The 23,627-nt window shown below is 73.0% G+C and carries 21 protein-coding genes; 6 read left to right on the top strand and 15 right to left on the bottom strand.

The features are described from left to right. Positions 1-153: 153 nt before the first annotated feature. Together ACOJTC_RS30030 and ACOJTC_RS30025 are read left to right on the top strand one after the other, a co-directional pair. Positions 154-384 carry a hypothetical protein gene (locus tag ACOJTC_RS30030; RefSeq protein ID WP_204924133.1) on the top strand — a complete coding sequence of 77 codons (231 nt, stop codon included), beginning with the start codon at positions 154-156 and terminating at the stop codon, positions 382-384. Positions 385-534: 150 nt separating this feature from the next. Beyond that, positions 535-1,629: a D-alanine--D-alanine ligase family protein gene (locus ACOJTC_RS30025; protein ID WP_420119402.1), complete on the top strand. Its 1,095-nt coding sequence runs from the start codon at positions 535-537 to the stop codon at positions 1,627-1,629. A gap of 141 nt (positions 1,630-1,770) precedes the next feature. Here the strand turns inward: ACOJTC_RS30025 and ACOJTC_RS30020 are convergent, their stop codons facing one another. Both ACOJTC_RS30020 and ACOJTC_RS30015 read right to left on the bottom strand, forming a co-directional pair. After that, complete coding sequence (locus ACOJTC_RS30020) at positions 1,771-2,640, bottom strand: alpha/beta fold hydrolase (RefSeq protein ID WP_420119401.1); 870 nt, start codon at positions 2,638-2,640, stop codon at positions 1,771-1,773. 40 nt (positions 2,641-2,680) lie between these two features. Beyond that, positions 2,681-3,274 (bottom strand): TetR/AcrR family transcriptional regulator, encoded by a 594-nt coding sequence (locus tag ACOJTC_RS30015; protein ID WP_204923778.1) that lies wholly within the window; start codon positions 3,272-3,274, stop codon positions 2,681-2,683. Positions 3,275-3,332: 58 nt separating this feature from the next. On the opposite strand from ACOJTC_RS30015, the gene ACOJTC_RS30010 reads away from it, so the two are divergent. Further along, on the top strand, positions 3,333-4,235 hold the full coding sequence (locus tag ACOJTC_RS30010; protein ID WP_420119400.1) for an oxidoreductase: 903 nt from the start codon (positions 3,333-3,335) through the stop codon (positions 4,233-4,235). Positions 4,236-4,286: 51 nt separating this feature from the next. Here ACOJTC_RS30010 and ACOJTC_RS30005 read toward each other — a convergent pair whose 3' ends face one another. Further along, positions 4,287-5,696 (bottom strand): alpha/beta fold hydrolase, encoded by a 1,410-nt coding sequence (locus ACOJTC_RS30005; protein ID WP_420119399.1) that lies wholly within the window; start codon positions 5,694-5,696, stop codon positions 4,287-4,289. A gap of 236 nt (positions 5,697-5,932) precedes the next feature. Here ACOJTC_RS30005 and ACOJTC_RS30000 point away from each other — a divergent pair, with 236 nt between their 5' ends. Then, positions 5,933-6,148 carry a hypothetical protein gene (locus ACOJTC_RS30000; protein ID WP_420119398.1) on the top strand — a complete coding sequence of 72 codons (216 nt, stop codon included), beginning with the start codon at positions 5,933-5,935 and terminating at the stop codon, positions 6,146-6,148. Positions 6,149-6,395: 247 nt separating this feature from the next. Here ACOJTC_RS30000 and ACOJTC_RS29995 read toward each other — a convergent pair whose 3' ends face one another. Further along, a complete protein-coding gene (locus ACOJTC_RS29995; protein WP_420119397.1) occupies positions 6,396-7,241 on the bottom strand; it encodes an LLM class flavin-dependent oxidoreductase in 846 nt (281 codons plus the stop codon). A gap of 57 nt (positions 7,242-7,298) precedes the next feature. Beyond that, positions 7,299-8,318, bottom strand: a complete 1,020-nt coding sequence (locus tag ACOJTC_RS29990; RefSeq protein ID WP_204923783.1) for an aldo/keto reductase — start codon at positions 8,316-8,318, stop codon at positions 7,299-7,301. 231 nt (positions 8,319-8,549) lie between these two features. Between ACOJTC_RS29990 and ACOJTC_RS29985 the strand changes: the two genes are divergently transcribed. Continuing rightward, positions 8,550-9,146 carry a TetR/AcrR family transcriptional regulator gene (locus tag ACOJTC_RS29985; protein ID WP_204923784.1) on the top strand — a complete coding sequence of 199 codons (597 nt, stop codon included), beginning with the start codon at positions 8,550-8,552 and terminating at the stop codon, positions 9,144-9,146. A 30-nt stretch (positions 9,147-9,176) separates the two neighbouring features. Here ACOJTC_RS29985 and ACOJTC_RS29980 read toward each other — a convergent pair whose 3' ends face one another. Next, positions 9,177-10,199 (bottom strand): hypothetical protein, encoded by a 1,023-nt coding sequence (locus ACOJTC_RS29980; protein WP_420119396.1) that lies wholly within the window; start codon positions 10,197-10,199, stop codon positions 9,177-9,179. A gap of 106 nt (positions 10,200-10,305) precedes the next feature. Here ACOJTC_RS29980 and ACOJTC_RS29975 point away from each other — a divergent pair, with 106 nt between their 5' ends. Continuing rightward, positions 10,306-10,932: a TetR/AcrR family transcriptional regulator gene (locus tag ACOJTC_RS29975; RefSeq protein WP_307826064.1), complete on the top strand. Its 627-nt coding sequence runs from the start codon at positions 10,306-10,308 to the stop codon at positions 10,930-10,932. A 147-nt stretch (positions 10,933-11,079) separates the two neighbouring features. Here ACOJTC_RS29975 and ACOJTC_RS29970 read toward each other — a convergent pair whose 3' ends face one another. The 9 genes from ACOJTC_RS29970 to ACOJTC_RS29930 all read right to left on the bottom strand — a co-directional run bounded on the left by ACOJTC_RS29970 (position 11,080) and on the right by ACOJTC_RS29930 (position 23,592). After that, the gene (locus ACOJTC_RS29970; RefSeq protein ID WP_232377246.1) at positions 11,080-11,772 is read right to left on the bottom strand and encodes a hypothetical protein; all 693 of its coding nucleotides are present in this window, start codon (positions 11,770-11,772) and stop codon (positions 11,080-11,082) included. Continuing rightward, complete coding sequence (locus tag ACOJTC_RS29965; protein ID WP_363652350.1) at positions 11,772-12,737, bottom strand: NAD-dependent epimerase/dehydratase family protein; 966 nt, start codon at positions 12,735-12,737, stop codon at positions 11,772-11,774. The genes ACOJTC_RS29970 and ACOJTC_RS29965 overlap by 1 nt, the downstream gene beginning before the upstream one ends. Continuing rightward, positions 12,734-14,110, bottom strand: a complete 1,377-nt coding sequence (locus ACOJTC_RS29960) for a nucleotide sugar dehydrogenase (protein WP_357928652.1) — start codon at positions 14,108-14,110, stop codon at positions 12,734-12,736. Before ACOJTC_RS29960 ends, ACOJTC_RS29965 begins: the two co-directional genes overlap by 4 nt. 52 nt (positions 14,111-14,162) lie before the next feature. After that, complete coding sequence (locus ACOJTC_RS29955; RefSeq protein WP_420119395.1) at positions 14,163-15,056, bottom strand: NAD-dependent epimerase/dehydratase family protein; 894 nt, start codon at positions 15,054-15,056, stop codon at positions 14,163-14,165. Beyond that, entirely contained in the window at positions 15,053-15,856 is an 804-nt protein-coding gene (locus tag ACOJTC_RS29950) for a nucleotidyltransferase family protein (protein WP_357928885.1), read from the bottom strand. The genes ACOJTC_RS29955 and ACOJTC_RS29950 overlap by 4 nt, the downstream gene beginning before the upstream one ends. A 37-nt stretch (positions 15,857-15,893) precedes the next feature. Beyond that, entirely contained in the window at positions 15,894-17,411 is a 1,518-nt protein-coding gene (locus tag ACOJTC_RS29945; RefSeq protein ID WP_420119394.1) for a hypothetical protein, read from the bottom strand. Next, on the bottom strand, positions 17,411-19,252 hold the full coding sequence (gene pelF, locus ACOJTC_RS29940) for a GT4 family glycosyltransferase PelF (RefSeq protein ID WP_420119393.1): 1,842 nt from the start codon (positions 19,250-19,252) through the stop codon (positions 17,411-17,413). The genes ACOJTC_RS29945 and pelF overlap by 1 nt, the downstream gene beginning before the upstream one ends. Before the next feature lie 46 nt (positions 19,253-19,298). Beyond that, complete coding sequence (locus ACOJTC_RS29935; protein ID WP_420119392.1) at positions 19,299-21,431, bottom strand: hypothetical protein; 2,133 nt, start codon at positions 21,429-21,431, stop codon at positions 19,299-19,301. 967 nt (positions 21,432-22,398) lie between these two features. Next, positions 22,399-23,592, bottom strand: coding sequence for an MFS transporter (locus tag ACOJTC_RS29930; protein ID WP_420119391.1), 1,194 nt, complete (start codon positions 23,590-23,592; stop codon positions 22,399-22,401). Between the last annotated feature and the right edge of the window lie 35 nt (positions 23,593-23,627).

Here is a 23,627-nt window from a genome sequence, read left to right as displayed (position 1 = left end):
ACACCACGGTTTTGGGTGGCGCGGGGTGTGGTGTGTTCGGGGTGGGTTTTGGGCGCGGGTCTTTGGGTTTTCCCCCCCGGTCCGCTATCGACCCGGCCCGCCGCCGCATGCGTCGAGAAAGGACTTCCAGCGGTGAGGGGTCTGGTGACGGCGATGACGCGGTTCCTGGTGGTGCTCAGTGACGTCCGGCCGGTGGAGACGTCCACCCGCGACGAGCGGGCCCGGCCCGAGCGTCGGCGGCAGGTGGTCGGCGCCAGCAGCCGGGAGGCCGCCGACCGGATAGCCGGGGCGTTCATGGCCCTGGGCATGGTCCGGGCCGGGCGGCAGCGGGTGAAGGTGATCGCGGTCGGGCGGGGGCGTGGCCACCACCCCCACCGGCCCTGATCGTCACGTAACGTATCGGGTTGGATGACCGTTTGCGAGGGTCGCTCGCTTCCTGCCGGGTATCACCATCGGTCCGCCGCAACCCACAGTAAGGTCAGTCGGGTGAGCGCAACTGACGGCTCCGCAGTCGCGTACCGAGAGGTGACCCGAGTGACCACCCCAGGCAAGACCCGCGTGGCGATCGTGTTCGGCGGACGCAGCCCCGAGCACGGCATCTCCTGCGTCAGCGCGGGCAGCGTGCTCGGCGCGCTCGACCCCGACGAGTACGACGTGGTGCCGGTCGGCATCACCCGGCAGGGCCAGTGGGTGCTGACCAGCGGGGACCCGGGCGAGCTGGCGATCCGGGCGCGCCGGCTCCCGGAGGTCACCGCCGGGGCCGGGGCCGAGGTGGTGCTGCGGACCGACCCCACCGCCGGCGGTCTGCTGGTGCTCGACCCGACCGAGGGCCCCCGCGCGCTCGCCGACGTGGACGTGGTCTTCCCGGTGCTGCACGGCGCGTACGGCGAGGACGGCACCATCCAGGGCATGCTGGAGATGGCCGACATCCCGTACGTCGGCGCGAACGTCTTCGCCTCCGCCGCCGCGATGGACAAGGAGTTCACCAAGAAGCTCTGCGCCGCCGAGGGCATCCCGGTCGGCCCGTACGCGGTGCTGCGCAACGGGATGACCCTCAGCGAGGCCGACAAGCAGCGGCTGGGCCTGCCGGTCTTCGTGAAGCCGTCCCGGGCCGGGTCGTCGTTCGGCATCACCCGGGTCGACGACTGGGCGCGGCTCGACGACGCGGTCGCCGTCGCCCGGGAGATCGACACCAAGGTGCTCGTCGAGGCCGCGGTCGTCGGCCGGGAGATCGAGTGTGGCGTGCTGGAGGGCGAGGCCGGCGGGGCGCCCGAGGCGTCCGTGCTGGCCGAGGTCCGGATGGTCGGCGACCGCGAGTGGTACGACTTCGAGGCCAAGTACCTCTTCGCCGACGAGGTCTGCGAGTACGACGTCCCCGCCGTCCTGCCCGACCGGGTCACCCACCAGGTCCAGGAGTACGCCACCCGCGCCTTCACCGCGCTGGACTGCTCCGGCCTGGCCCGGGTCGACTTCTTCGTCACCCCCGAACTGGACGTCTACCTCAACGAGATCAACACGATGCCCGGGTTCACCCCGACGTCGATGTTCCCCCGGATGTGGGCGGCCAGCGGCCTGGAGTACCCCAAGCTGGTCAACCGGCTGATCCGCACGGCGCTGCACCGGTACTGACCACCTGCGCCCCGGATGATCGACTCACCGGAGCTGATGTGGCGGTATCCCGACCAGGGGATACCGCTCCTGCGCCGTTGTTCACCGGGCCCCCGCTGACCGCTGTTTCGGCCCACCGGCCGGCGCGTCGCCGTCGGTCGGTCAGGGGGTGGCCAGCACCTCACGGAGCTTCGCGGCGAACTCCCGGGGCTTGCCGGCGTAGCCGGCGTGACCGCCGAGGAAACCGCCGTGGTGGCTGGGGAACACGGTGGCCTCCTGGCCGAGCAGGTGGGCGGTGCCGACGGCGGTCCGGGCGGTGTACGTCCCGGCCGACTCCTCGCCGACCGCGATGACGATCCGGGTCGGTGCGGCGGTGAGTGCCGCCGCGTCGGGGCGGTAGTCGGTGACCGGCCACGAGTTCTTCGACAGCAGCGGATCGTCACGGCTGCCGTCGTCGTCGGTCGGCAGGCCGAACGTCGCCGGATCGGGCTCGGGCCGGGCGAAGTAGGCGTCGGTGAACTCGCCCTGCCACGACGTCATCACGATGAACGCGGCCATCCCCGCGCCGGCGCCCCTCGCCTGGTACGCCTCGTGGAAGGCGGCCCGCGCGCGCTCGGCGGCGGCGGCGTCGGGCAGCACGGCGTTGACGGGCGGCTCGTGCGCCACCAGCGTGACGACGTCGTTGGGGTGGGCCGCGACCAGGGCGAGGGCGGTCACCGCCCCGCCGCTGCTGGCGAACATGTCGACCGGACCGGCGTCGAGCGCCCCGATCAGGTGGTGCAGGTCGTCGGCCTGCTGCTGGGGCGTGTGGTCGGACCGGCCGTCGGTGCGGACGCTGCGACCCAGGCCGCGCGGGTCGTAGGTGACGACCGTGCGGTCGGCGAACTGGGCGGCGAGCGCGTCGAAGCCGTCGGCCGTCATCGGCTGGCCGATCATGACCAGGGCGGGACGCCCGTCCGCCGGGGGGAGCGGGCCGCGAACGTCGTAGACCAGTTCCACTCCCGGCAGGGTGAGCGTGTGCGTCCTCGGCATGACGCCGAGCCTACGACCGACCCCCGACATCGTCCGGCGATCACCGGGGGCGGGACCCCCGGAGGAACTGGTCGACCGCCGTGCGGGTGATCCCGTCGAGCAGCCCGGGCGCGACCAGGTTGCCGTTGACCAGCGTGGCGATGCCCTGCAACGTGGCGAACAGCACGATGCCGGCGCGGTCCGGGGAGCCGGGTTCCAGCACCCCCCGGGCCTGCCCCTCGACGATCAGGTCGTGCATCAGCCCGAACGGTCCGGCGGCGGCCGCGACGAGGTGCTCGGCCCCCTCGCGGTGCTTGCCGGTGAACATCAGCTCCAGCAGGGCGGCGTCCTCGGTGGCGAACCGCAGGTAGGCGGCGGCCATGGCGTGCAGGCGTGACCCGAAGTCCGTACCCGCGGCGGCGAGCGCGGTGCGCAGCTCGGCGTGCAGCCGGGCGAACCCGGCCTCGGCGAGGGCGTCCAGCAGCGCCTGCCGGTCGGCGAAGTGCCGGCGCGGCGCGGCGTGGCTGACGCCCGCCTCCCGGGCCAGTTCGCGCAGCGAGAGCTGGCCCGCGCCGTGTTGGCGCAGGCTGCGCTCGGCGGCGGCGAGCAGCGTCGACCGCAGGTTTCCGTGGTGGTACGCGGGCACGGGGGTCATGGTAGCCGGAAAAATGTCGCCGTTGCCGACATTGTTGTCGCCGTATACATTGTTTCCCATGACAACATTCACGACCGCCCAGATCCCCGCCCAGACCGGCCGTACCGTCATCGTGACCGGCGCGAACAGCGGCATCGGCCGGGTCGCCGCCACGGCGCTCGCCGCCCGGGGTGCCCGGGTCGTGCTCGCCGTCCGCGACCCCGCCAAGGGCGCCGCCGCCGCCGCGGGCATGACCGGCGACGTCGAGGTACGCCGGCTCGACCTGGCCGACCTCGCCTCCGTCCGCGCGTTCGCCGAGGGCTGGACCGGGCCGATCGACCTGCTGGTCAACAACGCCGGCGTGATGATCCCGCCGCCGACCCGTACCGCCGACGGGTTCGAGCTCCAGTTCGGCACCAACCACCTCGGGCACTTCGCGCTCACCAACCTGCTGCTGCCGCAGATCCGGGGGCGGGTGGTCACCGTCGCCTCCGGCGCGCACCGGGCCGGGAAGATCGACTTCGCCGACCTGAACTGGGAGCGCCGCCCCTACCGGGCGTTCCCCGCGTACGCCCAGTCGAAGCTGGCGAACCTGCTGTTCACCGCCGAACTGCACCGCCGGCTCACCGAGGCCGGCTCGCCGGTGCTGGCGACCGCCGCCCATCCCGGCCTGGCCGCCACCAACCTGCTCGGGCACCTCGACGGCGACCGCTCCTGGTGGAACCGGCTCCAGACGGCCCTGGTCAACCGGCTCGCGCAGAGCGACGCCGACGGCGCGTCGCCCACCCTCTACGCGGCGGTCGCCGACGTTCCGGGCGGCAGCTACGCCGGGCCGGACGGCCTTTTCGAGGGGCGTGGCGCGCCGAAGCTCGTCGGCCGCTCCAGGAACGCCCGCGAAGGTGCCGTCGCCCGTCGGTTGTGGACGGTTTCCGAGGAGCTGACCGGCGTCACCTTCCCCCTGACCACCCAGCCCGTCCGGTAGGTGACCGCCGACGGCGCGGGCCGGACCCCGGTGGGTCGCTGACGGAACGGTTCACCCTGCGGGGCAGCGGGCGTCGGCAGCGGGCAGGGTCAGGTCGACGAGGTACCTGTCGACCACGGCGACCGTGCACGCGTTGCGCAGGTAGGTGCCGTGGCCCGAGCCCTCGTAGGTGACCAGGCGTCCGTGCCGGCCCAGCTGTCGGGCGACGTTGGTGGCCCAGGCGTAGCCGGTGCGGGGGTCGTGCCGGGCGTTGAGCAGCAGCAACGGCGTGCGGGTGCGCACCCGTAGCTCGTGCGGTGGATTCCGGACCGGGGACTGCCAGCCCAGACAGGTGTGCACGGCCAGCAGACCGGCACCGTAGCGGACGTCCGGTGCGACCGCCCTGGCTGCCCGGAGCAGGGCCGCGTACTCGTGGTGGTCGCGGACGGTGGCCGGCCAGTCCGCGCAGAAGACCGCCACGGCCACCGGGAGTTTCACCTCGGGCGGCGGCATGCCGGCGGCCATGTCCCGAATGGCCTCGGCAAGCTGTGGGAAGCGGGGGCCGGCGAGCATCCCGAGGGCCACGGCGGTGACGTCGAAGGCGGTGCGCGGGGCGTACCCGTCGTTGTCGGCGCGAGCCAGCACCGCGGCCCAGACCGCCCGGACGTCCCGGCCGTGCAGCACGCACCCGGGTGAGCTGTCGCACCAGGTGACGAACTCGTCGAAGGCGTCCTGGAGCGCCGCCGCCTGGGTACGGACGAAGGACCGCACGTCCAGGCTGTGGTCGAACACGCCCTCCAGCACCACGGCCCGTACCCGGTCGGGATACCGTTCGGCGTACTGCTGGCCCAGCAGCGTGCCGTACGAGCTGCCGTGGAAGGTCAACCGCCGCTCACCCAGCGCACGCCGCAGCGCCTCCAGGTCGTGCACGGTGCTGAGCGTGTCGGCGTGCCCGAACACCGGGCTGGTCGGGCGACACCGGTTCCACAGCGCCCGGTTGTAGGCCACCGTGGCGTCGAAGTCGGCCTGGCCGGTCAGCACGACGGGTGGCCTGCGCAGCTCCGGGTCGGGCGTGCAGACCGGGGCGGCGCTGCGGGCCACCGTACGCGGATCGAAGCTGACCAGGTCGAACCGGTCCAGCAGCTCGTCGCTGAATCGGTCCCCCCGGCGGATGCGTTCCAACCCCGAGTCCCCGGGGCCGCCCGGCCCGAACACCAGCGTGCCCACCCGCTGCTCCGCCACTCGGGCGGTCCGACGGGCCACGACGAGCGTGAACGTGGGGCCGTCCGGTCTGGCCCAGTCCACCGGCAGGCGCAGCGGGGCGCACCGCACGCGCGGGTCGGGTGGGACGTCGGGCAGATCGTCGGGACATTCACCCCAGGTGAGGCCCGGCGGTGGCCCGGGACGCGCCTGGGCGACCGCCGGGAGACCGGCGAGGACGGTGAGCAGGGCGACGACGACGGTCACGGTACGACGGAACACGGCGGACCTCCCAGGTTGTGGCTACCCGTCCACCCTGGCCCCCGGCCCACCCGAGCCGTATGCGGAGGAACCCGGATCTCGTCCCTGAGGTTGCGATCCGACCACCGCGACGGGGTGACGGGCTCGTCGGTGATCCAGCGGTCGACTCCTCCCCGAGGAGTCCACCGCACGGTAGGTGGCCCGGGCGGTCCACCGTCGGTCGTTTGTGGACGGTACGGGCGGGGAACAGGGTTGGTATGGCGAACGGACAGATGAAGACCGCCGGTGGTCTGCTGCTGCGGGTTCTCGGTGTGCTGCTGGTCGTGGTGGGCGTGCTGGGTGCGCTGGCCTCGCTGACCCAGGGCAACGTCGTCGGGATGGTCCTGGGTGTCGTCCTCGTCGCCGGGGGCGCGGTGCTGCTCAAGCGCTCCGGACGGGCCGGCCGGTCGGGAGCGGTGCCGTCGACCCGGTGACCGCGCGGCGACGTCAGCGCTGCGACCGGCCGCCGTCGGTCGCGCCCCGGGACGTCGGACGCCGCGCGGTCAGGGTGGGGCTGTGGTGTTCTGGCAGCTGACGATCGACGCGAACGATCCGGCCCTGTCTGCGTGAGCCGACGTCGGTCCGGCCCGGACGTGCCCGGGCCACCTCCGGGTGGCCGGTGCTGGACGGACGCCCGGGCCGGCTGAGCCGGATGCGCAGGAACCGGAGGCATCGTCCCGGCTACACCGACGGGGTGATGAGTTCGTCGGTGATCCAGCGGGCGACGCCGACGGGATAGGGCGGCGTCAACCCCAGGATCACGTGCCCGAACCCGGCGGCGGTCGCCGCGCCGATCGCGGCCCGGGTCTCCTCGGGCCGGTCGTAGGAGACCGGCAGGTGGATCGAGCGGGTGATCGCGGCGGGATCGCGGCCGATCTCGGCGCAGTAGCGGTCCAGCAGCGCGCTGCGGGCGGCCACGTCCCCGATGTCCCCACCGCCGGGGACGTTCCACACGTCGGCGTGCTCGGCGACGACCCGCAGCAGGGCCGACGAGCGTCCGCCGATGACGATCGGCGGGTACGGCCGCTGCACCGGCTTCGGATTACCGTAGGCCCCGGTCAACCGCACGTGCTCGCCGTGGAAGTCGAACGGCGCGTCCTCGGTCCACAGCCGCCTGATGGCCGTGCACGCCTCGGCGAGGCTCTGCACCGAGTGGCTGAAGTCGTGGTAGGGCAGGCCGTGGGCGGTGTACTCGCGGCGGGCCGCCGGGTGACCGGGGCGGGAGCCGGCGCCGATGCCGAAGTCGAGCCGTCCGCCGGAGACGATGTCGACGGTCGTGGCGATCTTGGCGAGCATCGCCGGGGGCCGGAACCGGTTGCTGGTGACGAGCAGGCCGAGGCGCAGCCGGCGGGTCTGGGCGGCGAGGGCGGAGAGCAGCGTCCAGCCCTCGTACGCCGGCCCGTCGGGGTCGCCGCCGATCGGCATCAGGTGGTCGAAGAGCCAGGCGTGCGCGATCTCGGGGATGTCGTCCGCCTCGCGCCAGACCCGCAGCACGTCGTGGTAGTGGACCTGCATCGGTGCGGTCATGATCCCGATGCGGAGGGGGGTGGGGTGCGGCATATGCCGTCCTTCCTGATCCGGCGCTCAGCGGCGGCGCAGCGCCGGGTCGAGTAGGGCCGGCGGGGTGTCGTGCTTCTCGCCGGGGGCGAGGTCGACGCCGGGGGCGACGATCGCGTCGATGGCGTCGAGCACGTCGGCGGTGAGCACGGTGTCGGCGGCGGCGAGTTGGCTGCGCAGGTGCTCCGGCGTACGCGGGCCGATGATCGCGCTGGTCACGGCGGGGTGCGCGGTGACGAAGCCGAGCGCGAGCTGGATCAGGGTGAGCCCGGCCTCCTCGGCGACCTTGGTCAGCTGCTCGACCGCGTCGAGCCGGGCCCGGTTGCCGGCGATGGTGAGGTCGAAGCGCTCGGGCAGGACGTCGGCGCGGTGGGTGGTGATCTCCTGGCCCGCCCGGACCGCGCCCGACAGCCACCCGGAGGCCAGCGGGCTCCAGGCGAGCACGCCCATGCCGTACTGCGCGGTGACGGGCAGGACGTGGGTCTCGATGCCGCGTTGCAGGATCGAGTAGCTGGGCTGTTCGGTGACGTACCGGCCCAGGTGGTGTTCCCGGGCGGCCCACTCGGCCTGCACGAGCCGGTACGCGGGGAACGTCGAGCAGCCGAAGTAGCGGATCTTGCCGGCCCGCTGGAGGTCGGTGAGCGCGGACAGCGTCTCCTCGTCGCTGGTCGTCGGGTCCCAGCGGTGGATCTGGTAGAGGTCGATGTGGTCGACGCCGAGCCGGCGCAGGCTGCCGTCGAGCGCGGTGTGCAGCCAGCGGCGGGAGGTGCCCCGGTGGTTGCGTTCGTCGCCCATCGGCATGGCTGCCTTGGTGGCCAGCACGATGTCGTCGCGGCGGCCGGCGATGGCCCGGCCGACCAGTTCCTCCGACTCGCCCTGGCTGTAGCGGTCGGCGGTGTCGATCAGGTTGATCCCGCCCTCCAGGGCGGCGTCGATGATCGCGGTGGCCTCGGCCTGGCCGGTGCGGCCGATGGCACCGAAGTTCATCGCGCCGAGTACGAGGGTGCTGACCTGCACGCCGGTGCGGCCGAGGGTGCGGTACTGCATGAGGGTTTCCTCCACGGGTGACGGGGTGACGGGGTGACGGGGTGGCGGACGGTCGGTGCCGCCGGGAACCACGGCGCGTGTGGACGCGCCGTGGACTGGTGGGGAGGGGACGGGGCGCGGCTGGCCGCCGGCCGTCCGGCTCTGGCATCATGGTGCAAGTGGAACCGTGTTCCGCTCTGAACTATACGGAACGCTGTTCCGTTTGCCAAGGGTGCCCGGAGGTGACGACGCATGGCCGACGGTGGACCGGGGTCGCCCACCCCACCCGGACGCGCCGACGCGCCCCGGAAGCGGGCCGACGCCCGGCGCAACGAGGCGACCCTGCTCGAGGCGGCCGCCGCGGCCTTCCTCGCCGCCGGTGTCGACGTGCCGGTACGTGACATCGCCGCGCGGGCCGGCGTCGGCGTCGGCACCATCTACCGCCACTTCCCGACCCGGGCCGACCTGATCGTCGGGGTCTACCGGCACCAGGTGCAGGCGTGCGCCGAGGCCGCGCCGGCCCTGCTCGTCGACTGCCACTCGCCGCACGCCGCCCTGACCGCCTGGATCGACCAGTTCGTCGACTTCCTGGTCACCAAGCACGGCCTCGCCGGGGCGATGAACTCGGACGCCGCCGCCTTCGAGGCGCTGCACGGGTACTTCCTCGACCACCTCGTCCCCGCCTGCGCCCGCCTGCTCGACGCCGCCGCCGCGGCCGGCGAGATCCGCCCCGGCACCGATCCCCGGGAACTGCTGTTCGCCGTCGGCAACCTCTGCGCCGGCCGCGCCCCCTACTACGACGCCCGCCGGATGGTCGGGCTCCTCGTCGCGGGGCTGCGGCTGCGCTGAGGGGCGACGCCGTCCGCCCGGCCGGGCGGATCAGCGCGCGTAGTGCGCGGCGACCGCGGCGAACGCTGCCTTCGGTTCCCAGGGCAGGCCGGGGTACGTCGTACCGGTGCGCCCGTCGAGCACCTTGACGATCCCGGGGCTGGCGAGGTCGAGGTCGTCGCGCGGGTCTCCGTCCGGCCGGTGCGGGAGGCTGGGCAGCGCGAACAGGTGGACAAAGGCGCTGTCGACCCCCTCGCTGTCGAAGATGTCGAGCAGTTCTCCCAGGTAGGCGGCCTGGCCCTGCTCGTCGCGCTCGTACGCTCCGTTCAGCCGGTGGGGCCTGCCGTCCGGGCCGTACTCGATGATCTCCATGCTGCGTGGCGCGACGTCGCCCGCGCCGCGCCAGGTCGCGGTGCCGAAGCCGGTGACGGCGACCGGCTTGGGCTGGTCGACGAGCCGGCGTACGCCGTCGCGGAACTGGTCGGCGACCTCGGCGGAGCGGATCAGCTCGACGGTCACCACGTCGAACAGGTCCCAGTCGACGCCCTCGAACGGGATCGCGGCGTAGGTGACCCTCCCGTGGAAGCGTTCGCGGACCGCCGCCACGGTGGCGCGCAGGAACGCATCGAGGCGGGTGCGGACCCCGGCGATGCGCCCGGCCCGGCCGTCCGGGTCGGTGAACAGGTGGTCGAGGCGGTCCGCGAGGCGCTCCCCCTCGATGAACCCGCGGTTCATGATGCTCAGCTCGGCGCCGGCGACGAACACGATCTCGGCTCCCGCCGCGCGGAGCCGCTCGGCCCGCTCGGCGCAGTCGAGGAACAGGGCGCGGATCAGGTCCGGTTCCAGCTCCAGGGGGTACGGCGAGAACCAGACCTCCAGGCCGAGTCCGGCGGCGATCCGGGCGGCGGACTCCAGCCGCCCGGGATCGCCGCCGACCAGGTGGACGGCGGTGCAGTGCAGGTCGTCCCGGATGATGGCCAGCTCCCGCCGGACCACCTCGGGGTCCCAGTGCGGCACCGAGGTGACGCCGTCGGTGACGAAGCCGGTGTCGTAGGCCATGCCCTTGGCGCGCATGTCGGTCCCTTTCGGTCGTGGTGCTCCCGGTTTCCGGAGGGACCGTAGCATAATTTTGCGTGCACGCAATTTTGCGCGCACGTATCGTGTGTGCGACAGTGGCACCGTGACCGGTCCATCGACGCTGCGGGAACGCAAGAAGCGGGCCACCCGGGAGGCCCTGCAGGCGGCGGCGCTGCGCCTCGCGCTGGAACGGGGGCCGGACAACGTCCGCGTCGAGGAGATCGCCCAGGCGGCGGGCGTGTCGACCCGGACCTACAACAACTACTTCCCGAGCCGGGAGCAGGCCATCGTCGCCGGGGTCGCCGCCGACCGCGCGGCCGGCGTCGCGGCGGCGGTGCTCGCCCGGCCACCCGGGGTCGGCCTCGCCGACGCGGTCGTCGACGCCGTCGTGGGCCTGTACGCCGACCCCGGCGACCAGCCGCCCGCCGCGCTGCTGATGATCGCCGCCAGCCCCACGCTGCGCGCCTGCTACGTCGAGGCCGTCACCACGTTCGAGGAACCCCTGGCCGGGGCGGTCACCACCCGCTGTCCCGGCGTCGGACCGCTGGCCGCCCAGGTGCTCGCCGCCGCGGTCGGCGCGGCCGCCCGGCTGGCCCTGCGGCAGTGGCTGCACGGCACGGGCGAGGTGCCGTCGATGGCCGGGTTCGTGGTGCCGTCCGCGCCGCTGCCGGACCTCGTCCGGGCCGCGCTGCTGCCGCTGGCCCCGGCGCTCGACGCCGCCGCGGCCTGACCCACCCGACCGGCTCCGCCGGAACCCCGCCCCCGCCGGGCGGGTGCCGCACGCGCGTGGTGCCGACGCGCGGTCCGGTCCCGGAACGGTGGGGGCGGGGGTACCGGGCGGGGCGGGACCGCAGCGGTCCCGCCCCGGGTGAGGCGGTCAGGTACGCGACAGGGCGCGGTCACTGACCGAGGACTGGAGCCCGAACTGCCGGGCCCGGCGCTCGGCGAAATCGGTCAGGCCCTGACTGTCGGCATAGTCGAGGCTGTACAGGTCCAGCTCCAGCTGGAGCAACTGCTCGGCGATCTGGGCGTGGAACTCCAGCACGTCGGGCGGCCACGGCGCGTAGCCATGGTCGGTCCACCGGGCTGAGAACGACTCGAAGACGATCCCGTCGACGATCTCGGCCAGCCGGGGCAGCATGCCGAAGCCCCGGTTCGCCAGCAGGTACGCCGGCTCCGCCTCCTCCCGGATCGCGGCGACCAGGGTCAGCAGGTGCGGCACGTCCTCCGGGAAGGTCAGCTCGACGTTGAGCGTGTCCAGGAACAGCCCGGCGAAGCCCTGCGCGATCGCCTGCTTCGCCTGCCCCACCACGTGCGACACCCACCCGGGATGGTCGACGTGGACGAACGCACCACCCCAGTCCGGGTTGCGTTCCTGCCGCTGCCAGGGCGCGGGCGGCCCCTGGTCCTCCGACAGCGACAGGTAGCCGAGGGTCTGCACGTCCTGCGCCGCGAGGTAGCGCAGCTCGGCCGGACGGTAGAAGTCCGGTTGCAGCACCACCCGTACGTAGCGGGTCAGTTCGGGCAGGCGGCCGTCGCCGTAGTAGAAGCAGATGGGGCGTCGGCTCATCACGTCCACCCGTGTTCCCGGTACCAGGCGAACGTGCTGCGGACCCCCTCCTCCAGGCTGACGCCCGGCTCGTAGCCGGTCAGCTCACGCAGCCGGGACAGGTCCGGGCAGCGGCGGGCGACCGATCCCGGCGGCGCGTTCCCGGGTGCGATGGCGGGGCTGACCCCGGCCACCCGCAGCACCAGCTTCGCCAGGTCGCCGATGTTGGTCTCCTCGCGGTCGTTGCCGATGTGCACGATCTGCCCGGCGGCCGCCGGTGCCGCCATCAGCCGCACCATCGCCTCGACCGCGTCGTCGACGTGGCAGAACGCCCGGAACTGGTCGGCCCCCGGGACGGGGAACGGGTCGGCCCCACGCAGGGCGCGCAGCGACATCTCCGGAATGACGTGGTCGGCGCCCATCCGGGGGCCGTACACGTTGTGGAACCGGCCCACCACGGTCTCGAACCCCCGGGCCCGCGCCGTGTGCAGGAAGGCGGCCTCGCCCAGCAGCTTGCTGGCCGCGTACGCGAACCGGGGCGCGGCGATGTCGGAGATCATCGGCGGCACGGTCTCGTCCGTCGGCACCGGCACCACCCCGGCGGTCACGCCCCCGGCGTAGACCTCGCTGGTGGAGGCGAAGAAGACCCGCTCGCCCGGGGCCACCCAGTCGAGCAGGTGCAGCGCCGACAGGGTGTTGACCCGGATCACCCGGGCCGGGTCCTGCTCCACGTTGCGCACGCCGACGACGGCGGCGAGCAGGTAGATCTGGTCCCAGCCGGTCGGCAGCGCCGCCCAGGTGGCCGGGTCGGTCAGATCGCCGGAGACCACCTGCACGGCCGGGTCGGCGCGCAGCCGGTCGAGGTCGGCGTCGTCGCGGCCCCGGGAGAAGTCGTCCACGATCGTCACCCGGTGCCCGTCGGCGACGAGCCGCCGGGCCAGGTGCAGGCCGATGAAGCCGGCCCCGCCGAGCAGCAGCGCCCTCACGCCGACACCGCCGCGGTGTTCGACGCGCCCGCACCGGCGGCGACGGTCGCCGCGTCCGCGCCGGCCGCCTCGGCGGGGGCGGGCGGCAGGTAGCCGAGCCCGGCGTAGCGGACCCCGGCGGCCAGCACCGCGTCCGCGTCGAGCACCCGCCACGAGTCGTAGACGAACGCCGGTGGCGTCGCGCCGAGCACCTCCGGCACCCGCAACGCCCGGTAGTCCGGGTGGTCGTTGATGATCAGGACGGCGTCCGCCTCGGTGAACGCCTTGTCCAGGCTGACCGGTTCGCCGCCGTACTGGCGGATCACGTCGTCGGTGACCATCGGGTCGTGACCGAGGACGGTGACCCCGGCGGCGGAGAACACCCGCATCATCGGCTCGATCGGCGTGCCGCGCATGTCGTCGGTCGCCGGCCAGCCCTTGTACGCCCACCCGAGCACCGCCAGCCGGGCGCCGAGGCTGCGCCCGCGCGCCTCGACGAGCATCCGCACCACCGTCTCGCCGACGTGGATCGGCAGGTACTCGTTGAGCTGGCGGGCCTTGCCGACGAGGAACGGCCGGCGGTCACCCGCGCTGTCGATCATGATGTACGGGTCCTTGGAGAGGCAGCCGCCGCCCACGTACCCGGGCTTGGCGAGATCGGGGCGCGGGTAGTCGACGTTGGCCGCCCGGATCACCTCCAGCGGGTCGAGGCCGTGCCGCTCGGCGACCAGCGCGATCTCGTTGCCGAACGCGTAGATCAGGTCGGTGTGGCAGTTGTTGGACAGCTTCACCAACTCGGCGGCCTCCAGGCTGGAGACCGGGACGATGGTGCGGACCAGCCCGTTGAAGAAGTCGGTCGCGGCGACCAGGCTGTCGTCGTCCAGACCCCCGATCACCTGCGGCAGCTCCACCAGTTCCCGCAGCGCCTGCCCCTGGATGGTGCGCTCCGGGGCCATCACCAGCTTCACCCGCTCACCCCAGGCGGCCTGGAGTTCCGGCAGCACCACCCGACGGCTGGTGCCCACCGGGACCGTGCTGCGGACCACCACCAGCGTGTCCGGCCGGCAGCTCGCCGCCACCACCCGGGCGGCGGCGGCCAGGTTCGCCAGGTTGGGCCGGTGGGTCATGTTGTCCACCGGCGTCGACACGCTGATCACCGCCACGTCGACGGTGTCCTTCGGCAGGTCGGCGGCGACGTGGATGCGGGTGCCGAGGTGGGCGGCGAAGACGTCCTCGATGCCCGGCTCGAAGATGTGCGGCCGGCCGTGCGACAGCGCGTCCAGCACCGCCGGTGACACGTCGGCGCCGTACACCGTGAAGCCCTTGTCGGCGAGGGCGGCGGTGAGGGTGAGCCCCACGTAGCCCAGGCCCACGACCCCGATCTTCATGCTCATCTGCTGTCCTCTCGTGTGCGGGTGTGTCGTGAAGGGGGAGCGGTCCGCCGGCTCACCGCGCGTCGCCGACGGCCCAGATGTCCTTGATCGAGGTGGCCAGGTCACGCACCGGCGACCAGCCCAGCTCGGCGGCCCGGCCGATGTCGGCCTGGATCCAGTCGACCGCCTGCGAGCGCTGCGGCCCGGCACCTGCCTCGCGGACCCGGCCCCGGTAGCCCGCCGCGTCGGCCAGCAGGGCGACCGCCTCCCGGGCGGTGACGGCCCGGCCGCTGCCGGCGTTGACGACCCGGTGCCGCAGCGTCGGCGCGAGGACCGCCGCGACGACCAGCGCGGCCAGGTCCCTCACGTCGACGAAGTCCCGGTACGCCGACAGCGGCCCCAGGGTGATCTCGGTGGCCCCGTCGTCCAGGGCGGCCCGCAGCCGGGCCGCCGCCCGACCGAGCAGGTTCTCCTGCGACATGCCGGGGCCGATCGGGTTGAACACCCGCAGCGAGACCGCGTCGACCTCGCCGGCCTCCCCGGCGAGCTGGAACAGCCGGGTGCCGGCCAGGTGGCTGACGCCGTACGCGCTGACCGGCCGGGCGGGGGAGTCCTCGGTGACCGGCACCCGGTCCGGCACCGGCCCGTACTCGCCTGCCGAACCGAGCCGGACCAGCCGGGCCCGTGGTGCCGCGGCGGCGGTCGCCTCCAGCAGTTTCGCCGCGACCAGCGTGTTCGCCGTGACCAGTTGCCCGGCGGAGCCGGTGAGCGCCCCCACGCAGTTGACCACCGCGTCCGGGGCGACCTCCCGCAGCAGCCCGGCCAGCGCGTCCGGCGTGCCGTCGAGCAGGTCGTGGGTCGCCCGCCCCGGGCAGACCACCTCGGTCACCCGGGGGTCCGCCGTCAGCGCGTCACGGGCGTGCCCCCCGATGAACCCGGACGCCCCGAACAGCAGCACCCGGGTCACGTCAGCTCCCCGGCGCCCACCACGCCCGTCAGGTCGGCGGCCAGCGGTTCGCCGACGGCCCCCACCGGCTCGCCGACGCCCGCCTCCACCGGGGTGGCCCCGGCCGGCAACAGGATCGGCTTGAGCTGGTGGAACGACCGGTTCGCCTCGTCGTAGTCCTCCGGCCGCCCGATGTCCAGCCAGAACCCGTCGAACGGGTACGTCATCGGCGGGTCGCCGCCGGCGAGCAGGTCCAGCACGAGCTGGTCGAAGCCGAGGGCCAACCCGGCCGGGTAGGGCTCCAGGGTCCGCCGCGACATCCCGTACACGCCCATGCTGACCGGGTAGCGCAGCGCCGGCTTCTCCCGGAACCCGACGACCCGGCCGGCGTCCACGTCGAGCACGCCGAAGTCGATCCGGTGCACCCGTTCGGAGGTCGCCAGGGTCAGGCCCGCCCCGGAGAGCTGGTGGCTGCGCAGCAGGTCGCCGTAGTCCAGGTCGGTGAGGACGTCCCCGTTCATCACCAGGAACTCCTCGGGCAGCCGGTCCTTGAGGCCGAACAGCGGGCCGACCGTGGACAGCGGCCGGTCCTCCTCGATGTAGTCGATGGCCAGCCCCCACCGGTTGCCGTCGCCCACGAACGCCCGGATCAGCGGGCCGAGATGGTTGATCGCCAGGGTCACCGAGGTGAACCCGCGCGAGGCGAGCTGGTCGAGCACGATCTGCAGGATCGAGTGGCTGTCCCCGATCGGCATCAGGGGCTTCGGCAGCGTCGTCGTGTACGGCCGTAGCCGTACCCCTTTGCCACCGGCAAGGATCACCGCGTGCAACCGGACCTCCCCATAGGTCTCAAGTGGACTATCGGTAGTGCCGAACCTGCCCGATCACCGGAACCAGACCGAGCGCGAACAGCGCCTGGAGCAGCAGCACGCTGACCAGGTGCAGCGAGGTGTCGGTGAGCGGGTCGCCGCCCTGCCCGAGCAGCGGGGCGACGCCGAGCAGCGCACCCCCGCCGACGTGCAGCACGATCACGACCGTCATCGACAGGCACAGCCAGCCGTACCGGCCCTGACCGGCCAGCAGGAACGCCAGGTAGTACGCCCCGGCGAGAGCCACGTGGGCGGCCGTCATCACCACCCCGGCGGTGGACAGCACGCCGGCCCGGTCGAGCGCGACGAGCAGCAGCGCCCCGAACACCGCCGGCACCGCGAGGCACACCGCGAACTCCCGGCCGATGGTGCGCCAGATCCCGACGACGAAGGCGTGCGGGAACCGGGCCCGCCGGGACAGGGCGACCCCGCTCGCCCAGAACCGGCTGGTCCGCCACTCGACGAACCCCATGGACAGGATCAGCGGCACCGCCGACGCCGCGACGTCCCACTGACCCAGCAGGTAGGGCGCCTGCGCGTGGAAGAGCAGCGCCGCCGAGCAGAGCCCGTACCCGGCGACGCCGAGCAGGGCGGGCCACGCCGGCCAGAGCGGGTCGCGGGGGGCCGGCTCGGTCGACCGGGCGGCGGACCGGGTGGCCCAGAGCCCGGCGGCGAACGCGGCCAGCACGCCGAGGGCCGCCGCGCCCACCGCCCAGCGCCGCGCCGTCACCCCACCGGCGACCAGGAACACCCCGCTGGCCAGGACGGCCGGGACCAGCGCGGCGGCCAGCCACCCCTCCCGCCGGTAGAAGACCAGCAGGGTGCTGGCCAGCTGGTAGGCCAGTTGGCAGACCATCATCGCGGCCAGCGGCAGCCCGCCGTAGGGCAGCATCAGGGCACCGGCGGCCAGGCCGAGCAGCACGGCGGTCAGCGCGGCGATCCGCAGCACCCGGCTGGCCGAACGGGCCCGGCCCAGGCCGAGCAGGCGGAACGCCGAGTAGGCGACCACGCCCGACCAGATCCAGCCGACCGTGCCGGCGAGGATCATCCCGGCCACCAGCCCCGACCGTCCCACCACCGACAGGACGGCGGGGAACGCGGCGCTCGGCAGCACGTACAGCAGGCCGTGGGAGATCGTCCGCAGGTCGCTCCGCCGGTCCCGGCCGGCCCCCGGCGCGGCGGCCGGCTGTTCCTCGACCGCCGGGGCCGGGCCCAACCGCCGGAACACCTCGGCGGCGAGGACGAAGACGTCGCGGTAGCCGTACTCGACCTGGGCGGCCCGGTCGGTGTGCCCGTCCGCCTCCAGGGCGGCGGCGACCTGCAGCGCGTCCACCGCGCGGGTCAACCGGGGCCGGACCCGCTCGACCAGGTCGTCCACCGGGTCGGTGGAGATCCGGGGCAGCAGGATGGTGCGCTCGGGGCTCTCGGCCGGCCCCGGCTCGGTGGTCATCGTGGCGACGGGGCGGAACAACGGATCGGTGACGTCCGGGTCGGTGGCCTCGGTCATCAGCGACCACCGGTGGTACGCATGATGACGGTCGTGGTCTCGTCGTCGTCCGGGCCCGGCCCGGCCGGCTGCGGCAGCTCCGGCGCGGCCGAGTTCGGGTCGTGACGGGTCCGGTACGCCGCCGCCGAGTACTGCTCGGGCCCCCGCTGGCGGGGCACCCGCCCGGCCAGCGGCGACACCTCGGGCCGGGCGGTGACCGGGGTCGGCTCGGGCCGGGCGACGACGGGCGTCGCGGCGGCGGGGGCCACCTCGGGCCGGACCGTGGGCACGGCGGCGGGGCGGGCGGCGACCGATGCCACCCCGGGGCGGGTCGGCCGGTTCGGCACCCGGACGAAACCCTGGGCCTGACCGCGCAGGTGCTTCGGCGCGGGGGACGCCCCCCGCGGCGTGGCCAGCCGCTCGTAGATGTCGCGGTACGCCTGCAACGACCTTTGCAGGGTGAACCGCTCCAGCACCCGTTGCCGGGCCGTCGCCCCCAGCCGCAGCCGCAGGTCCCGGTCGTTGAGCATCGTGACGCAGGCGGCGGCGATCGCGGTGACGTCGCGCGGCGCGACCACGAAACCGGTGTCGCCGACGGCCTCGGCGACCCCGCCGACGTTGGTGCACACCGTCGGCCGGCCGCACGCCATCGCCTCCACCACCGTGTAGGGGAAGCCCTCGGAGATGCTGGTCAGCGCCACCAGACTGCCCGCGTGGTACGCCTCGACGGCGCTGCCGACCCGGCCCTCCAGGACCGCGTGCCCGGTCAGCCCGAGTTCGTCGATCAGCGCCTCGCAGCTCTCGTGGTAGACCTTGTTGGCGGCCGGCGTACCGCCGAAGATGCGTAGCCGGGCCTCGGGGATCTCGGCCCGTACCAGCGCGAACGCCCGGATCAGGGTGTGCAGGTCCTTCAGTGGGTCGATCCGGCCCATGAACGAGATGGTCGGCACGTCCGGCTCGCCGGCCGCGGGTGGGAACTCGTCCGGGTCGACGCCGTTGTACATCGTCCACATCCGCTCGGGGTCGGCGCCGTTGTGCAGCTGCCAGCGCCGGTTGTACTGCGAGTGCGGGGCGAGTGCGCCGGTGATCAGGTAGGCCGCACCGGCGAGCGAGCGGAAGAAGCTCAGCACCAGCACCCGGACCGGGTGCGGCGCGTCGTCGTGCAGGTAGGAGATGTAGCGTTCGCGCAGGTAGATGCCGTGCTCCGAGAGCACCAACGGGGTGCCGTACGTCCAGGTGGCGGCCATCCCGACGAGGGTGGCCAGACCGTTCATCGACGAGTGCACGATGTCGGCGCGTACCGGTGGCGCGCTCAACGGCCGCAGCATGTGCGAGATGAGCCAGGCCGCCTCCAACGCGTCGGCGACGGTGGGGGCCGGCCCGGTCTCCTCGACCCGCAGGGTGTGCCAGGCCTCCAGCATCATCCGCAGCGCCTCGTTGGACAGCAGGGCCGCGCCCAGGTCACCGCCGGCGGAGGCGTACTCGAACATGCCGCGCAGGGCGAGCAGGAAGGTGCTCCGGTTGACCGCACCGGCCTGGGAACGGGTCGACTCCAGGGGGGTGACCAGGGCCCGCAGAAACACCTCGTAGGACTGCATGAACTCGGTGCCGGGCCGTCCGGCGGGGACCAGCACCCCCCGCCGGGGGCGGCGGCCTGTCGGCCGGCCGCCCCACAGCGGGATCGAGTGCACACGGTCGAGGTTGGCCGGCCGGTCGAACACCGGCTCCTCGGTGCCGTCCACGGTGAGCGCCACGACCTCCCACCGGTAGTCCGGCATTCCCCGGATGAGCTGTTCGCACCAGATGCTCACCCCACCCATCGCGTACGGGTAGGTGCCCTCCGAGACCAGTGCGATCCTCACCAATTGCTCCCGTTTACCTTTGCTGTTCTGATGTCGCCGTCTCGCCCTACAGGCGAGGCGCGGCGGTGAACGTGACCGGGGTGTTCGCCGCCAGCGTCACCGGGACGGTGACGTCGGTGCCGTAGCTGCCGGCACCCGTGGTGGTCGCGGCCACGCCCCCGAGCTGGAGCGAGCCGGCGGCCGGCGAGGTCACCGTGATCTCACCGGTGGTCCGGTCGTAGATCGCCGACGCTCCGGCGCCGAGCGTGGCGAAGTGGGCCGTACGCGCCCTGGTGTAGGTGGCGATGTCGGTCCACGCCGAGTTCAGCAGCGGCACCGAGTAGTAGGAGCTGTACTTGGTCAGCACCGCGCCCACCCAGTCGGTGACCAGGCTGTTGCCCGAGCCGTAGTCACGCACGTTGGCGACGTGGAACGTGTGCGCGTAGATCGAGCCGGACGTCACGTGCTGCAGGCCGACCGAGGCCTCGTAGTCCAGGAGCTGGGCGTAGGTGCGGTCGGTGGGCCAGTAGGGGAAGTGGCCGTTCGGGCCGTAGAACGCGTTGTAGAAGTGCGTCTCCTCGGCCTGGTTGGTGGTGTGGTAGGCGATGTTGGTCGGCCAGCACGGCACCACGGCGATGCTCGCGTCCAGCGGGTGCGCGGTGGACGCGTTGAAGTGCGCCGGCACGTGGCTGGCGAACGACATGTTGCCGGCCAGCGTGGTGATGCCGAGGTCGGCGGCCGCGTCGATCAGGTCCGGGTTGGACGCGGCGAGGCCGTAGTCGGTGAGCACGCCGCTGGAGTTGTTGTAGACCCCGAGGCCGGAGTACTCGGGGGTCTTCAGCACGCTGGCCGGCGGGTTCAGCCCGATCGAGGTGCCCGCGGTCTGGTTCGCGCTGATCTCGTCGTGGGTGGTGGTGTAGTCGGTGGTGTTCAGCGCGGGGTGGGTCAGGGTGTGGTTGATCCACCGGAAGTTGTTCTTGAGGCACTTCGTGGTGGCGGTCAGCGTGGTGGCGTCGCCGTTCGGGCTGCACGTGCTGCCGGCGAACGGGTCGATCTCGGCACCGTTGTAGGGGATGTTGAAGATGAACCCGGACGCCAGCGGGTGCGCGGCGCGCAGCGCGGTCTGCTTCGCGTCGAGGTTGACCGCGTCGTGCCCGGTGGTCTGGAAGCCGGGGCTGTACTCGACGGTGCCGTCTTCCTTGTAGTGGTCCGAGAAGCTGAACCAGTCGTCGATGTCGACGTTGAGGTGGTGCTTCTGCTCACCGAAGTGCAGGCCCTTGGTCGCCCACCGGATCAGGCCGTAGACCAGCAGGTCCGAGTGGAGCAGGTACTGGTTCGAGGTGAACGTCAGGGCGAGGCGCTCCCGACCGTCGGTCGACGTCGTGCGGACGGCCAGCACGTTGGACCCGTTGGTCAGCAGGGCGTCGGCGTTGCAGCCGCTCTTGATCGACGTCTTGTAGACGTAGGACTGCGTCACCGGGATCTCGGCGGTGCTCTTGAGGTAGTCGAAGACCCCGGCGCCGGCGGTGGTCAGGGAGACCGGCAGGGGGGTGTCGCCGACCGCGGTCTCACCCGCGGAGTTGAGGCAGTAGTCCTCCGGCCAGGTGCCGTAGCTGGTGTAGAGGGCCACCTGCCGGACCTGGAAGTTGCGCTCGTAGGCCCAGAGGGTGGTCCACTCCGTGCTGCTGAGGCCCTCCAGGTAGTTGCCGCCCGACTCGTAGATCAGCATGCTGTTGGTGAGCAGGATCGCGTTGTACTTGCCGACTCCGTTGGAGTCGACGAGCGTGCTCGCCGAGAGGGTCTGGCTGGCGGTGTAGATGATGTCGTAGCTCGCGCCGACCCGGTCGAGGGTGGTGGTGAGCGTGGCTACGCCGAAGTCCGCCGTGTTGGTGGCCACGATCAGCGACCGGAGGGCGACCTTGTCGTTGATCGCCTGGGTGCCCACGCCGCCGCTGCGGGCACCCGACGACGGGGCGACCTTGACGGTGCCGGCCCGGGTGGGCAGCGGGCCGGGGCGGGCCTCCTTCTTGCTGGCGACCTGGCCGAGGCCGGGCGCGCTCGGCGGCTGGGCCAGCGTGCGCGGCGCGGTCGGCGGCTGGGCGAGGCCCGGGGTCTGGGTGCCGAGCAGGACCGTGAGCGCGGTCAGCCCGGCGAGGGCGAATCGGTTCGCGCGACGGCGCGTAGGTCCGGTGTGGACCATGTGGTGACCTCCGATGAGGAGATGTGAACAATGCCGCCGATCCTGTATGGACCGCGGGGTTGCCATCGAAGGCTAGCAATTATTGGTTCGGATTCCGCGCATGATCCTGTCGCATGTGGAGCATTGACGCAAGCGGGGTCGGGTGTTAGCGCCGTGCGTACGAAGTCGCCTTCCGGTAAACGCGCTTTGCGCTGATCTTGGTGATGTTGCCGGTCGGTGTCAGGCGCACTGACGTGCTCTTTTTCGAAGTGATCGAAACACCTCATTCACGTTCACTTCACACGGCTGTAGCCGACGGTGGCCAGAATGTGGTCGGCGGTCGGGTGCGGAACGTCGCGCGCATCGGCCATTCGCTCGGGTTGTACCTGTCACGGTGCGGCAAGAGTGGCCGATCAGTCCATGCTGGCCCGCCGATCAGCCGATTTTCGGCCATCCCTTCGGCTGGTGTCGGCCGCTGCGCCGGCGGCGGGTCACGCCGGAGCCTGTCGTACCCGACGTTTTCGCAGCCCGGGATGCCTGTGAGGCCGGTGCCACCGGTGGTCGCTTGCGCCTTTTGTCGGGCAATCGCTTGATCGACGGCACATCGTGGAGAATGTTGACTTTCTGCGGCGGGGACGGCGGGTGAACCCGTCGGGAAATGGCGAATACCGCAGCGCTGACCGTCGAATCAGCCAGTTTCGGCAGAAGCGGTTCCCAGCGTCAGGAGTTGCCCATTCCCAGCCAATGGAAGCCCTCCGCTGTCCCACCTATCAACGCGTCCGGAGCCAAATCGTTTTGCTGACCCGATCGGTTTCGTGGAACTTCCACGGCACGCAAATGCAGAAGTGGACGTGCGTGGGTGGAGTCGGTCGGGCAGCGTCGGATAAAACGGCGGACGCCGGATCGGAGCACCCCCGCCGACTCCACACTCGACGCATCAGGCAGCCGATCCGGCGGCACCGGTCGCGCAGCTTCCCGACCGCCCTCGTCAGGGCCGTGGAGGGTCGGGGGTGGTGGCCAGCAGGAGGGTCGACCCGGCCGCGAAGACCGCCGCGCCGACGAAGACGAGGCCCGGTGACGCGTGGGCCAGCGACCAGGCGAACGCCGTCCCGGCCAGCACCGGCACCACGGTCTCGGCGGCGGCGCCGACGCCGGTCAGCGCCCCCTGCACGGTGCCCCGCTCGTCGGCGGGCACGATCCGGGACAGCCACGACTGCGCGGCGGCGCCACCGGCCGCGGCGAGCACACCGACCGCCTGGAGCAGGTGCAGCGGCCAGGGTGCGGTCACGAACGCCGTGCCCGCCAGCCATCCGACGCCGAGCAGGCCGCCGAGCACCGCGGTCCGCTTCTCACCGAGCCGCCGCACGGCCGGCCCGACGGCTCCCGCCTGGAACACCGCCCCGGCGAGCGCGCCCGTCGCCAGCACCGCACCCACCCGCGCGGTACCCCAGGCGAACTGGTGGGTCAGGAAGAACGTCCAGGTCGACTGGTGGGTCATCCGGGCGACGTCGGCGCACAACCGGGCCGACGCGAGCCGGCCCAGCACCGGGCGTCGCAGGGTGGCGGCGACGGCACCGAACGGGTTCGCCGTCCGCAGGGTCAGCGGGGTCCGGCGGTCACCGGGCCGCGACTCGGGCAGGACGAACCAGCCGTACCCGACGTTGGCGAAGGACAGCGCCGCGGCGGCGAGGAACGGCAGGCGTACGTCGACCGCGCCGAGCAGACCGCCGACGGTCGGGCCGGCGACGAACCCGAGCCCCGACGCGGCTCCCACCAGCCCGTACGCGCGGGCCCGTGCCCCGGGGGCGGTCACGTCGGCGAGATAGGCGTTGACCACGGTGTACGTGCCCGCGCAGGCACCGGCGAGGGCGTGGAACAGCAGCAGCGTCCACGGTGCGGGGCAGGCCGCGTGGGCCAGCCAGTCCACGCCGAGGCAGCCCACCGACCCGAGCAGGACCGGCCGCCTGCCGTACCGGTCGGCGAGCCGGCCGAGCAGCGGCGAGACGACGAACTGCAGCAGGCCGTAGACCGAGCCGAGCAGGCCGGACCAGCGGGCAGCGGCGGCGGCGTCCCCGGCGACGTCGGCCAGCAGGGCCGGTACGACGGGCACGACCAGGCCGAGCCCGAGCAGGTCCAGGAAGACGGTGACGAGGAGGAACGAGAGGGCGGGTGGGCGGCGCACGGCGGCTCCTGGTGGCGAGGGGGCAGGGCCCCCTC

This window comes from Micromonospora sp., assembly GCF_048594385.1.
Taxonomy (GTDB): Bacteria; Actinomycetota; Actinomycetes; order Mycobacteriales; family Micromonosporaceae; genus Micromonospora; species Micromonospora wenchangensis.
Note: the sequence above shows the minus strand (reverse complement) of the source record. Positions and strands in the feature narration are given on the sequence as shown.